Genomic DNA, 12,538 nt, shown 5'->3' with positions numbered 1-12,538 from the left:
CTCGTCCAATTCCGCCGGTCGTAGCCGGGTGGTCAAGCCGCGCAATCCGTTATGCAAACCCCGCGTATAGCGGGCGATGCGTTCGGTTTCGGCCAACAGCTCCGGGCAGTCGCGGCGGGCGGTTTGCGCAATCGACGCATTGACCGCGTTAATCGCGGCCAGCGCTTGACCAAAGTCGTCGTGCAGTTCCCTCGCCAAATGACGCCGCTCCTCCTCCTGCACTTGCAGCAAGCGCGACGCCAAGCGCTGCCGCTCGTTCAGCAAGCGTTGCTGGCTATCCGCCAAACGATTGATCGCCCCGCCGATCAAACGCCATTCCAGCAAAACGTAATCGGCCAAGCGATAGTCCAGTTCGCCGCGCGCCAGTCGCGCCAAACCGGCCGCCACGTCGCCGGCCGGCCGCAACGCCCGGCCTACCGCCAGATATACCAATCCGGAAATGGTCAGCACCGTCAGCGCCGACAGCTCGGCCAGATCGGTCAAGGTCGCCCAAGCGCGGGCCACGGTCAGGTCCGCGCCGGCTTCGACGACCACCGTGCCCCGGCCGACGCCGTTTAAGCCCACGTTGCGACGGGTGACCGGTTCCGCGCCGAAGCCGCGCCGGTACAGCGCATCGAACCAGTCCGGACAAGGCGCCGCCGCCAATGCGGCGCCGGTGCAAAGATGGCGCAACACGCGGCCGTCCGGCGTCTCGAAGCCGACGCACAAGCCCGGCACGCGGCTGGTTTGCTTCCATAACTCGAAGTCCGGGAAGGCGGCCACCGACGGGTAGCCGGAACTCCCCATCAGCAATTGGTAGTCCAGTTGGCGGGCCAGCGAGTCGGCGCTGGCGGTGACCAAGGCATCGACTTGCCGGGCGCTGCGCTGCAGCGCGTAAAACGACATCGCCAGCAAACACAGCACGGCCGCAATGGCGATGCGGGATAACAAATGCCACTTCAAATTCATCGAACAGGCCGGTAACCACGGATGCCGCCATTGTAAGTAGCTTGACCCGCACTGCCTAGCCAACACCGCCCGGCGGGCAAATTGCCCGAGTTGGCCGGGCAAATCTCGGCTGATCCGCTTGGCCCGGCGGCGTAATCTGGCACCACCCGCGCCGAAGGCGTTCAGCGACGGCGCATCCTCGTCGAATTATTGATCGCTAGGAGAAAATCATGACTAAAACAATACTGAAACCTCTGTTTTTCACCATAGGGCTGATCGCCGGCCCGACCCCGGCCGCGCCGCGCATCGCGGTCACCGCTTTCGAGCTAAACGACATTACGTCGCTGCCGAATACCCCGCAAGAAAAACAGCGTACCGCGACGATGGCGCCGCTGTTGATCGACGCCCTCGGCCGCGACGGCGCTTACCTCGGCGAGCGCGTCGCCGATGCGGCGTTGACCTCGGCAAATGCCGGCTTCGGCTACTTATTCCAGCACCCGGATCTGGCCGCCGACTTGGGCAAGGCCCAAGGCGCCGATTGGATCGTCATCGCTCAACACAGCAAGCCCAGTTTTTTGGTGTCCTATCTTTGGGTCTATTTGGTCGATACCCGCAGCCGGCAAATCCTGGCCCGCTACGACATTGAGCTCAAGGGCAACCATGCCAGCGTCACCGAGCATGCGATTGCCGCGTTGGCCCGCAAAATCCAGGCTAGCCTGAGTGGCCCCGGACCCGCGCCGGAGCGGTGATTGGAATGGGCGTGCCTGGAGCGGCTGGATCGCAATCCATCCGTTGCCAAGCTCGGGACAGCTTCCCGATCGGCCAATCAGACCGGTCCAAGCCTTTTCTCGCTTCAGATTAGGCAAACAGGCTCAACAAGCCATTGCTGGCAATCGCCCGCCCGGTTTCGATTTCGTCGATGACCGGATCGGCAACCGGCACGTCCTGCCCGGACGCTTGACCCTGCCGCCCGCGTTGCTGATCGCCGGCCATTTGAAAACCGTCGCGGCCCTGGCGCTGTTCGGACTGTTGCTGCGACACGTTGACGTCGGCCAGATTCAGGTTTTGACCGCCCAGCATCTCCCTGAGCTTGGGTATCGCCGCCTCGATGGCCTCCTTGACCGCCGCGTGCTGGGTGGTAAACGTAACGTTGGCCTGGTCTTGATTGACGTCGATCTTGATTGAAATCGGCCCCAAATGCTCGGGATTCAAACGAATTTCTGCCGACGGCACGGCCTGGTTATGCATCCACAACAGCTTCTGGCCGAGCTCGGCGTTCCATTCCGGATGATTGACCGACCGGCCGATCACGGCGGTTTCCGGCTGCGGAGCAGCGTTGGCGGCGACTCGATTCAATTGACCGACATCCGCCGCGACCCGCGACCAGCGACTGTCTGCGCTATCCCCGCCTTCGGCCGACACCTTTGCCGCAGCCAGGCCACTATCCGACCACGGCGACTGAGTACCTTGCTCGTTGTTTCCGGTCTGCCCGCCGGAATTGAAGCCGGCGCCGGTTTCGCTACCGGCGGCGGAACCAATGACCGCCGACGCCGGAGCCGTCAAATTCTTGGCGTCGTCGCCGGTTAACGTCGTCAGCAAAGCATCCCGGCCGGCCGGCGTTTGCGGTTTGGCGGGCTGGTGTTCCCGAGCGATCGCCACGGCGGTTTGCAAGGCGCCGGCCATTTGCGCATCGGCCTGGACGGCAACCGCCGCGGCGGTTTCGGAACTCAGCTCCGCCGTCTTCGCCACCGGCGCGTTGCCAAGGCCAGCGGCATCCAGCGCGGCTTGCCACTGCTCGGTCAAACGCCGGATCCCGGCGTCCCGGCCTTGCTCATCGCTCAAGCGCAGCGTCTCGGCGTCCTGGCCTTGCTCGGCGGACGCATCGACCATGGCGGCCGACGTTGCTTGAGCCGCGTCCGGCACGGCGGGCGCGGCCGCTTCGAGGCTTTGCAAGGACTGCAACACGTCGGCCAAAGCCTGCAAGGTGTCGTCCAGATTGATTTCAGATTTGGCCGAATCGGCACCGCCGGCTTGACCGACCGCGTTCGCCGGCAAGCGATTGCCGAATAGCGCGGCAAAGTTTTGCAGGGTTTGCCCGTCGATAGACTGACCTTCAGCGCCGGAAAACGGGTTCGGCAATTGCAAATCGCCAGCGGCGCCAGAGCTGGCGCCGGTGGCGGCCATGGCCTGTTGCAGCGCGGTCAATTGTTGCATCAGCGTATCGGAAAACCCGGCCGCATCGCCGCCGCCGGAAAACAAACCGTTTAAACCGGCGGCATTTTCGGTGCCGGCCAACAGCGAAATTAAATTGAAACCTTGAATATTCATGGCGCCACTCCTCGGACTATATAGTGCGGTCAAGCACGTCCCGTGCCATCGTCGCGGCGCGAGCGGGCGGCGCGGTCGTCTTGCTCGGCTTGCTCGCGTTTTTGTTCGGTTTTGGCTTCGTCAACCGCCGCCAATTCCTTGACGCGATTCAAACTTTTTGTGCGCTGATGGCATTGCTCCCAAAGCCCGCGCAACTTCCGTAGTTCCCGTTCACATTGCGCAACCTGGCGGCGTTGACCTTCGATCGCTCCGTCCAATTTGTCGGCGAACGCCCTAAATTCCAATAACTGGCCCACGTTGATCCCAGCCCGCTGGCGCGCCTCGAAACGTTGCAAATATTCCAGCCGGTATTGAACCAATTGATCGAGCTGATTTTGCTGATCGGCGAGCCGCCGCTGACCGACGCCCATCGCCTCCAAGGCTTCCCGCTCCTGGCGAGCGTATAAATCGACGATGACATTCAGACGCTGGGATTTTTTCATCGACCGCCCAGCAATTGCGCCAGTTCGTCGATACTGCGGCTAAAATCGACGGACTCGTCCATGTCCTGCTGCAAAAATGCCATGATGGCCGGATTGCGCTCGATGGCTTGGTCGATACGCGGGTCGGCACCGGGCCGATAGGCGCCGACACTGATCAAGTCGCGGTTTTGCTGGTAGGTGGAATACAAACGCCGCAAGTCGCGGGCCATGCGCATGTGCTCGTTATCCACGATATCCGGCATCACCCGACTCACCGAGGCTTCAACATCGATGGCGGGATAATGGCCCGAATCCGCCAACGCCCGCGACAAGACGATATGCCCATCCAACACGCCGCGCGCCGCGTCGGCGATCGGATCGTTGGTGTCGTCGCCCTCGGCCAGTACGGTATAGAACGCGGTGATCGAGCCGCCGCCCTCGTCGCCGTTGCCGGCCCGTTCCACCAATTGCGGCAATTTGGCGAATACCGAGGGCGGATATCCCTTGGTGGCCGGCGGCTCGTCGATGGCCAGCGCGATTTCGCGGTAAGCCTGGGCGTAACGGGTCAAGGAGTCCATCAACAGCAGCACGTTCAGTCCCTGATCGCGAAAGTATTCGGCGATCGCGGTCGCCAAAAGCGCGCCGTGCACCCGCATCAACGGTGAATCGTCGGCCGGCGACGCCACCACCACCGCGCGGCTCATGCCTTCCTCGCCGAGGATCTTCAACACAAATTCGTTCACCTCGCGACCGCGCTCACCGATCAGGCCAACCACGACAATGTCGGCGTTGGTAAATTTGGTCATCATGCCCAGCAAAATGCTCTTGCCGACGCCGGTGCCGGCGAACAAACCCATGCGCTGACCCCGGCCGACGCTGAGAATGGCGTTGATGGCTCTGACACCGACATCCAAGGCTTCGCGGATCGGTTTACGGGTCAGCGGATTGATCGGCGCGCCGGATAGCGATGCCTTGGCGTCGGTGCTTAACGGCCCCTTGTTGTCCAGGGCCTGACCGGCGCCGTCCAACACCCGGCCGAGCAAGCCGAAGCCGACACCGACCAAGCTGTCCCGTCCCAGCGGAATCACCCGGCACCCCGGCTCCAGGCCGTGGGTATCGCCGGTCGGCATCAGGAACAAGCGGGAACCGGAAAAGCCGACTACTTCGGCGGAAATGGTTTTACCGGATTTGGTAACAACCCGGCATAACGAGCCGATCGAGGCCCGGCAGCCTTCGGCCTCCAAGGTTAGCCCCACCATCCGGGTCAAACGGCCTTCGACGATTAGCGGCGGCGGTTCATGCAAACGTTGCCGGTAAGGCTGCAAACGCTCCAGCCAAAGCCGGCCGCGGTCGGGCGTGGGAATCATCGCGGGGCGTCTTGGCGGCGTTCGCCGCCCAACACCGTGGCAATCACGGCGGCCAAGCGGGTTTCGACGCTGGCATCGACGCTGGACACTTCGGTTTCGACGGTGCAACCGCCGCGGCTGAGTAAGGGATCTTCCCGCAAGCACCAAGGCGGCATGCTTTCGTCCAGACTCAGCGCGGTTTTGACCAATGCCGCGTCCTCGGGATGCAGGTTGACGGTGATTTTTTGCGAGGCCAGCGGCAAGGCCTTGACGGCTTCGCGCACTACCGCGACGACTTCGCCGGGTTCGGTTTTCAGTTCGCGGCGGATCAGTTGGCCGGCGATCGCGCAGACGAGTTTGACCAATTCTTCCTCGACAGCTTCGTCGAGCTCACGAAACGGCTCGCTCAAGGCTTCGAGCAGGAGATTGAGTTCGGCCGCCTGCTTTTGCAACAAATGCAGACTTTCCTCGTAACCCAGGCGCCGGCCTTCTTCCAAACCAATCTGGCGTCCTTCCTCCAAACCTTGTTGCTGGCCTTGCGCGAAGGCTTCCGCGTAAGCCTGCTTTTGAATCGCTTCGATCTGCTCGACGGTTAAGGTTTCGGTGGCCTCCTTGACGTCGACGTTTTCGGAACGCGGCGCGCTGAAATCCTGCAAATCGGTCCAGGGATTCAGCGCTTGCAGTTCGGCATCCGAGAATTTATTTCCCTTAGACGAATTCATCGCCACCGCCGCCGCCTAACGAAATTTCCCCGGCGTCGGACAAGCGTTTGGCGATCGCCAGGATGTCTTTTTGCGCGGCTTCGACTTCGCTCAGGCGAGCCGGCGGCGCGGCTTCGAGGTCGTCGCGCAACATTTCGGCCGCGCGGCGGGACATGTTGGCGAAGATCTTGTCGCGCAAAGCGCCGTCGACGCCGCGCAAAGCCAGCAGCAATTGGTCGGTGGACACCTCGCGCAACAGGGTTTGAATACCCCGGTCGTCAACGTTGACCAAATCGCCGAATACGAACATTTTGTCCTGAATGCGCTGAGCCAGATCGGAATTGGCTTCGTTGATGTCTTGCATCATCGGATCGCTGACCGCGCTTTCGATGAAGTTGAGGATGTTGGCGGCGGCGTCGATGCCGCCAATTTGCGAGGACTTGACGCCTTCGCTGCCGGTCAATTGTTTTTCCATGATGTCGTCCAACTCGCGCAACGCGGCGGGTTGGACACCTTCCAACGTGGCGATCCGCATCAGGATGTCCGAGCGCATGTTTTCCGGCAGCATGGTCAGCACATCGGCCGCCTGATCGGCGTCCAGCAAGGACAGTATGATCGAGATGATTTGCGGGTGTTCGAGACGGATCAGGTCGGCGATCGAACGGGTATCCATCCATTTGAGCTGTTCGATGCCCTTGCTGTTGGCGCCCAGCAGAATCCGGTCGATGATGCTGCCGGCCTTGTCGGCGCCCAACGCGTTGGTCAGCATCGCCCTGATGTATTCGTCGGAATCCAATCCCAGGCCAGTTTCGTTCTTGATCTGGATGATGAACTCCTCCAACACCTGGTCCACCATCCCGGAACTGATAGGCCCCAGTTGCGCCATCGTCGAGCCGATCAACTGCACTTCCTTGGGTCCCATATGGCGCAGCACCGTCGCCGCCCGGTCCTGACCGACCGCCAGCAGCAGCAACGAGGCGCGCTGGGCGTGGGATAGGTCGTTGGGGTCCTCAGCCATTGTCCTTCAACCAGGTTTTGATGACTTGGGCGACCAGTTTGGGATCTTCGTCTATCAATTTTTGCACGTATTCCAGCCGTTTTTCATAGCTTTGCGGGGCTTCCAGCAGCAGCAAATCCTCCGCGCCGGTCGTGATGGTCCGCACTTCGCCGGTTTCTTCGTCGACCTTGACCGCGACCGGTACCGGCCGGCCCTCCTCGTCGAAACGCACGATGCCGCCGGACGCCTCGGCAATTGCCTTGGCTTCTTCCAGCGCTTCCATCTGCTCTTCCTTGGCGATCAAAGTCCGCACCGCCGGTCGCAGCACGCCCAGTATCAGCATCAGCACCACCAGCACCGCCGCCAATTGCCGCATACTACCGCCAAACCAAGCTTGTTGCCAGAACGGTTCGCTGGGTACCTCTTCCAGTGCTTCCGGCAGTTTGAACGCGACGTTGGTGACGGTCACCTGATCGCCGCGACTGTTGTCGAAGCCGACCGCCTGCTTGACCAAATCGCGCAATTGGTTGAGTTCTTCCTGGGAATACGGCAGTTGGCCGAATTGGCCGTCGGGTTGGGCGACCTTCTTGTTATCGACGACGACGGCAACCGACAGCCGCCGCAACGCACCCGTCGCCAGCCGGGTATGAGTGATGGTTTTGTCCAGTTCGTAATTGCGAGTCGCGCTTTTGCTGGCGGAGCCAGTTTCTCCGCTGGTCTCGGTTTTTTCCTGGCCGCTGGCGACTTCCGGCGCCACGCCGGTCGGCGGCGGCTGGTTGGAAAGCGCGCCGGGCACGCCCTGCACCTTGGACTGCGAATTCTTGTCTTCCTGAATCTGCTCGCTACGCAGCGCCGGCAAATCGGGATTGAACATTTCCTGGGTTTTCTCGGTGACGGTGAAATCGACGTCGGCGGAAATCTGCGCGCGCATGCCGTCACCGCCCACCAGCGGCGTCAGGATGTTCTCGATCCGACCGCGCAAATGTTCCTCGAGATTGCGTTTATAATCGAATTGCTTGCTGGACAGGGACATGTCCTCGGAGGTCTCCTTGCTGTTCAGCAAGCGGCCTTTTTGATCGACCACGGTGACTTGGCCCGGCTCCATCAACGGCACGCTGGACGATACCAGGTGAACGATGGCCTCGATTTGTTCCTTGTCCAAGCTGCGGCCCTGGTATAACTCGACCACGACCGAGGCGCTGGGTTTTTTGCGTTCGCGGACGAAGACCGATTGCACCGGAATCGCCAGCAAGACCTTGGCGGACTTGACGTTTTGGATGGTTTGCACGGTCAGCGCGATCTCGCCTTCCAACGCGCGCTGAAAGCGCATCTGTTCGACGTTTTTACTGGCGCCGAAACCGTTTTCCTTATCCAACAGTTCGTAGCCGAGGCTGGTACTGCGCGGCAAGCCTTGCGCCGCCAGTTTGAGTTTGACTTCGCGGACCTTGTCGGCCGGCACCATGATCGTGCCGGTACCGGTTTCAACCTTGTACTCGACGCCCAGTTTGGTCAACGCATCGAGGATTTCAGAAGCATCTTTTTCGGCGACGGCCGGAAACAATAAGTCGTAATGCTGCTCCTGCGACCAGAGGACGACGGCAACCCCGATCGCGACGCTCAAGGCCAAGCCCAGCATCAAGCCCAATTGGTTGGACAGCGGCAATTTGCTCAGGCTTCTCAGCGCCGTCTGCATTCTGCCCTTGTCCGCCGTCGCCATGGGCAACGGGCTTTCCATCGGTAGGTTTCGGTCTATTTCGCTCATGGCTCACAGCATAGCAGCTTACATGGACATGCCCATAACGTCCTTGTAGGCATCGACCAGTTTGTTGCGAACTTGCAGCATGGCCTGGAACGATACGCTGGCTTTTTGCGAGGCGATCATCACCTCGGCCAGACTCACATCAGGCTTGCCCATTTCGAAGGATTGAGCCATGTCGTTAGCGGTTTGCTGAGTACGGTTCACCGAATCGATCGATTGCTTCAGCATCGCGGCGAAATCGCCGGAATTATCGCCAACCGGCGGTTTGCCGCCGGCTTCGATCGACATGGTCCGCATTTGGGCCAGGACTTGGTTGATATTCATATCTGACATAAAAATGACTCGCTGGTGATTTTATATCGGACAAGCAGTTTTCAAGCCATCTTTAGCAAGGGACCAGCACCCCGGCCTCCTTCATTCGGGCGATTTTATAGCGCAAGGTGCGCGGGCTGATTCCGAGCCGTTCGGCCGTGGCCTTGCGGCTGCCGCTGGCCTCGTGCAACATCTGCAGAATGATTTTTTCCTCGGCCGAGCGCACGCCTTCATCAAGGCTGGCGCCACCGCCGCATCCCACGGCCTCGTTGCTGGCATCGCTCGACGAGGCAAGGCTTTGCAGTGTCACCGGCAAATCCGGCAAGATTTCGCAGTCCTCTTCGAATATCAGCTCGCCGCAACCGATCCGACCATTGTTTTGTAAAATCAGCGCGCGCTGTATCACATTGTCCAGTTCGCGGACGTTGCCCGGCCAGCGGTATTGTTGCAGGCGAACGGCGGCTTCCGGTTCTATCGTACAGGCCGGTCGGCCGTGCGGACTGTGTTTGGCCAACAATTCGTAAGCCAGCGGCAACACGTCGCCGGGCCGTTCCCGCAAGGGCGGGATACGCAACGGAAACACGCTCAAGCGGAAGTACAAATCCTCGCGAAACCGGCCTTCGTTGACATAGGTTTTCAACTTCCGGTTGGTGGTCGCCAGAATTCTGACGTTCAAAGCAATCTTGCGGTGGCTGCCCAGCCGCTCGACCTCTTTTTCCTGTAAGACCCTGAGCAGTTTGGCTTGCAAGGCCAAATCCATCTCCGAAATTTCATCGAGCAATAACGTGCCGCCGTGAGCCAGTTCGAATTTGCCGGGCATGGCTTGCACGGCGCCGGTAAACGCACCTTTCTCGTAACCGAACAACATCGCCTCCAGCATGTTCTCCGGAATTGCCGCGCAGTTGATGGCCTCGAACGGGCCTTGATGAAAGTGCGAATTCCGGTGTATGTAACGCGCTAACACTTCCTTGCCGGTGCCGCTTTCGCCTTCCAGCAACATGGTCACCTCGGTCTTCGCGACCTTGGCCGCCAAACCGTACAATTTTTTCATCGACGCGTCGGCGACGATGCGCTCGCAGGCTGGCGGCCGTGGCGCTTGGATCAGTCCGGCAACCTTATCGACCAAGATGCGGGCCTCGAAGGGTTTGATCAAATAATCGGCCGCGCCCGCCTGCATGGCTTCGACCGCTTTCGGAATCGTGCCGTAAGCGGTCATCAACAACACCGGCGGCGCCTCCGGCTTATGTTGCAGGTTTTGCAACAGCTGATAGCCGTCCATTGCCGGCATCTGCACGTCGCTGACGATCAGCCGCGCCGATTGCCGGGACAACCAGCTCAACGCATCGGCTCCGTTTTTCGCGGACTTGACCTGATAGCCGGCCAGTTCCAGCGTGTCGCACAAGGCTTCGGCCAAGGCCGGGTCGTCTTCGACGATCAATACATCACACGGTTTCATAGCAGTCTCCACGACCGGAAACCCCGGCCGATAAATTCGGTTCGTAACTGGTTAATGGCAAAATCAACGTAAAACGGCTGCCACGACCGGGCAATGGCCGGTAGGAAACTCGGCCACCGTGCGCCTTGGCCACGCTGTCGACCACTGCCAACCCAAGACCCGTGCCATTGGCTTTGGTCGTGAAAAACGGCTCGAACAGCCGGTCTCGACACTGTTCTGGAATACCGGGACCATCGTCGGTTACGTCGATGAACAAATCGCCCGCCGCGCCGGCCGTCGCGGTCAAAACCACGCGCCGGGCTCCCGCTTCGACGGCGTTGGTCAGCAGATTCAGCAACGCGCCGCTCAACGCATCCTGGTTCCCGGTTAGGCGCGTGATGCCGGAACGGTCCTCGAACGTGAAATCGCAAGCCAACGCATCGGCGCTATCCACCAGAAGTAGCCAGAAGGAATGCAACTCGAAGTCCTGCATTGCCATCCGGCCCTGCTTGGCGAAAATCAGCATGTCGTTCACCTGCCGCTCCAGGTAATGCAGGCGTTCCAGTATCTTGGCGGAGAACTGCAGGCGTTTTTCTTCGCTCAAGCCCGACTTATTGATTTGCGAGGCATACAGAATCGCGGTCGCCAGAGGCGTACGCACCTGATGAGCCAGGCCGGCCACCATCTCACCCATGGCGCTCAATTGTTTTTGACGGGCCAGTAAATTCTGCAGCGACCGCAATTCGGTTACGTCGGACAACAAAATCAACTGCTCCGCGCCGTTACCCAAGGCACTGTGGGTAATATTGACCGTGCGGCCGTCGCGCAATTGCCGCTCGTGCGGCGATTCGAACACCGGCTGCAAACCGCGCGCGACCACCTCTCGCCAAGTTTCGCCCAAGAGCGGTTCGCCAAGAAAGTCGACGGCATAGCCGTTGCAATCGATCACAACCCCGTCTCGATTCAATACGATGACCGCGGCGGGCAATGCCGCCAGAATTTGTTGCAGCCGGCTGGCCAACCTTTCCTTTTCGATCAAGGTGTTGACGCGTGCATCCCGCGCCGCCGCCAGTTCGCGGTTTAGCGCCGCCACTTTCTCTTCCAGCCCCTGATAGGATTGGGCAAGATTTTCGGACAAGGCATTGAAGGCCCGAAACGCATCGGTCAAACGTTCAGCTTGCCATTGTTGGTGATAGCTTAAAGTCTCCATAATCATGACACCTCGTGGTTATGCCATGCGAAAAGCAAAAACCGGACCACGAACTTTTATTATTAAAGTTCAACCACTTATATAACAACGCCAAGATTCCGACGCCGCTAGCCGGCGGCCGGGCCAGCTTGACACGCCGCTTGAACCTTGAACCGAGTGATACGACTGGTGGCCGAACCGCTTTCAAGCTATGCTATCGAAGCTAACCAATCACCCTCATAAAGCCATGCTTAAGCATCCGCCCGAAAATCGCCCTGCGTTGCGCCGGTTTCCCGCCGCACTGTTGCTTGCTTCGGCGTTGTCGCCGTTTCAGGCCACTCACTCCGACGAAATTCGAGCCGGACAATTTTTCGAGCAAGCGATTCAGGCTCAGCAAAACCAAAACTTGCCCGAAGCGATCATCGATCTGAAAAATGCGTTGCAAGAAAACCCCAACTACATCGCCGCGCATATTTTGTTGGGCGAAATTTACCTCAAACAAAAATCGCTGTCGGAAGCCGAGGTGCAACTGACGCAAGCCAAGCAACTGGGCGCCGATCAAGCCTTGATCATTAAACCCCTGGCGGAGTTGTATTTGTATCAGCTCAAATACCAACAGTTGATTAAGGAAGTCGATCCCAGCCGGTTCAACCGAGAACTGCAACCAACCCTTCACCTGTTTCGAGGCCACGCCTATTCGCAATTGGGGGAACTCAGCGAAGCCCTTAACGAATACGATATGGCTAGCCAAATCGATCCTGAACAAATCGACGCGCTGATCGGCCGCGCCAACACGCTCTTACGCCGGGGCGATATCGCGGGCGCGCGGACCGCGACGGATAAGGTGCTGAAAATTAAGCCCGAGGATCCCGGCGTGCACTTTGTCATCGGCTCGATCAAACATTCTCAGGGGGACTTGAATGGCGCGTTGACGGAATACGACGCAGCCTTGGCGACTCAGCCGGAACACCTTGACGCGCGCCTGGCCCGGATAGGTATTTTGATGGATCAGCATCGAGACGATCAGGCCCTGCGAGACTTGGATTACGTCAAAGCACATTACGCGTTCGATCCCAGAGGCAG

The 12,538-nt window shown here is 59.8% G+C and carries 12 protein-coding genes; 2 read left to right on the top strand and 10 right to left on the bottom strand.

The window, feature by feature from the left end:
- A partial coding sequence (locus AC3B8H_RS13025; protein ID WP_488441978.1) for a histidine kinase occupies window positions 1-948 on the bottom strand: 948 nt, incomplete at its 3' end.
- A 209-nt stretch (window positions 949-1,157) separates the two neighbouring features.
- Between AC3B8H_RS13025 and AC3B8H_RS13020 the strand changes: the two genes are divergently transcribed.
- Window positions 1,158-1,676: a DUF2380 domain-containing protein gene (locus AC3B8H_RS13020; RefSeq protein WP_488441977.1), complete on the top strand. Its 519-nt coding sequence runs from the start codon at window positions 1,158-1,160 to the stop codon at window positions 1,674-1,676.
- Between the two features lie 109 nt (window positions 1,677-1,785).
- On the opposite strand, the gene AC3B8H_RS13015 is transcribed toward AC3B8H_RS13020, so the two are convergent.
- Genes AC3B8H_RS13015 through AC3B8H_RS12975 form a run of 9 tightly spaced genes read right to left on the bottom strand, consistent with a single transcriptional unit; the run spans window position 1,786 to window position 11,476 of the window.
- Complete coding sequence (locus AC3B8H_RS13015) at window positions 1,786-3,255, bottom strand: flagellar hook-length control protein FliK (RefSeq protein ID WP_488441976.1); 1,470 nt, start codon at window positions 3,253-3,255, stop codon at window positions 1,786-1,788.
- A 29-nt stretch (window positions 3,256-3,284) separates the two neighbouring features.
- Window positions 3,285-3,737 (bottom strand): flagellar export protein FliJ, encoded by a 453-nt coding sequence (gene fliJ / locus AC3B8H_RS13010; RefSeq protein ID WP_488441975.1) that lies wholly within the window; start codon window positions 3,735-3,737, stop codon window positions 3,285-3,287.
- Window positions 3,734-5,083, bottom strand: a complete 1,350-nt coding sequence (fliI, locus tag AC3B8H_RS13005; RefSeq protein ID WP_488441974.1) for a flagellar protein export ATPase FliI — start codon at window positions 5,081-5,083, stop codon at window positions 3,734-3,736. The genes fliJ and fliI overlap by 4 nt, the downstream gene beginning before the upstream one ends.
- The gene (locus tag AC3B8H_RS13000; protein WP_488441973.1) at window positions 5,080-5,784 is read right to left on the bottom strand and encodes a flagellar assembly protein FliH; all 705 of its coding nucleotides are present in this window, start codon (window positions 5,782-5,784) and stop codon (window positions 5,080-5,082) included. The genes fliI and AC3B8H_RS13000 overlap by 4 nt, the downstream gene beginning before the upstream one ends.
- Window positions 5,771-6,781: a flagellar motor switch protein FliG gene (gene fliG, locus AC3B8H_RS12995; protein ID WP_488441972.1), complete on the bottom strand. Its 1,011-nt coding sequence runs from the start codon at window positions 6,779-6,781 to the stop codon at window positions 5,771-5,773. The genes AC3B8H_RS13000 and fliG overlap by 14 nt, the downstream gene beginning before the upstream one ends.
- A complete protein-coding gene (gene fliF / locus AC3B8H_RS12990) occupies window positions 6,774-8,522 on the bottom strand; it encodes a flagellar basal-body MS-ring/collar protein FliF (protein ID WP_488441971.1) in 1,749 nt (582 codons plus the stop codon). The genes fliG and fliF overlap by 8 nt, the downstream gene beginning before the upstream one ends.
- Window positions 8,523-8,540: 18 nt before the next feature.
- A complete protein-coding gene (gene fliE / locus AC3B8H_RS12985; protein ID WP_064030358.1) occupies window positions 8,541-8,852 on the bottom strand; it encodes a flagellar hook-basal body complex protein FliE in 312 nt (103 codons plus the stop codon).
- A gap of 52 nt (window positions 8,853-8,904) precedes the next feature.
- Window positions 8,905-10,287, bottom strand: coding sequence for a sigma-54-dependent transcriptional regulator (locus tag AC3B8H_RS12980; protein WP_488441970.1), 1,383 nt, complete (start codon window positions 10,285-10,287; stop codon window positions 8,905-8,907).
- Window positions 10,274-11,476, bottom strand: a complete 1,203-nt coding sequence (locus AC3B8H_RS12975; RefSeq protein WP_488441969.1) for a sensor histidine kinase — start codon at window positions 11,474-11,476, stop codon at window positions 10,274-10,276. The genes AC3B8H_RS12980 and AC3B8H_RS12975 overlap by 14 nt, the downstream gene beginning before the upstream one ends.
- A 226-nt stretch (window positions 11,477-11,702) precedes the next feature.
- On the opposite strand from AC3B8H_RS12975, the gene AC3B8H_RS12970 reads away from it, so the two are divergent.
- The coding region (locus AC3B8H_RS12970) for a tetratricopeptide repeat protein (RefSeq protein ID WP_488441968.1) at window positions 11,703-12,538 on the top strand (836 nt) is incomplete at its 3' end.

This window comes from Methylomonas sp. BG-2, from assembly GCF_057766305.1.
This window is presented reverse-complemented; position numbering and strand designations above follow the sequence as displayed.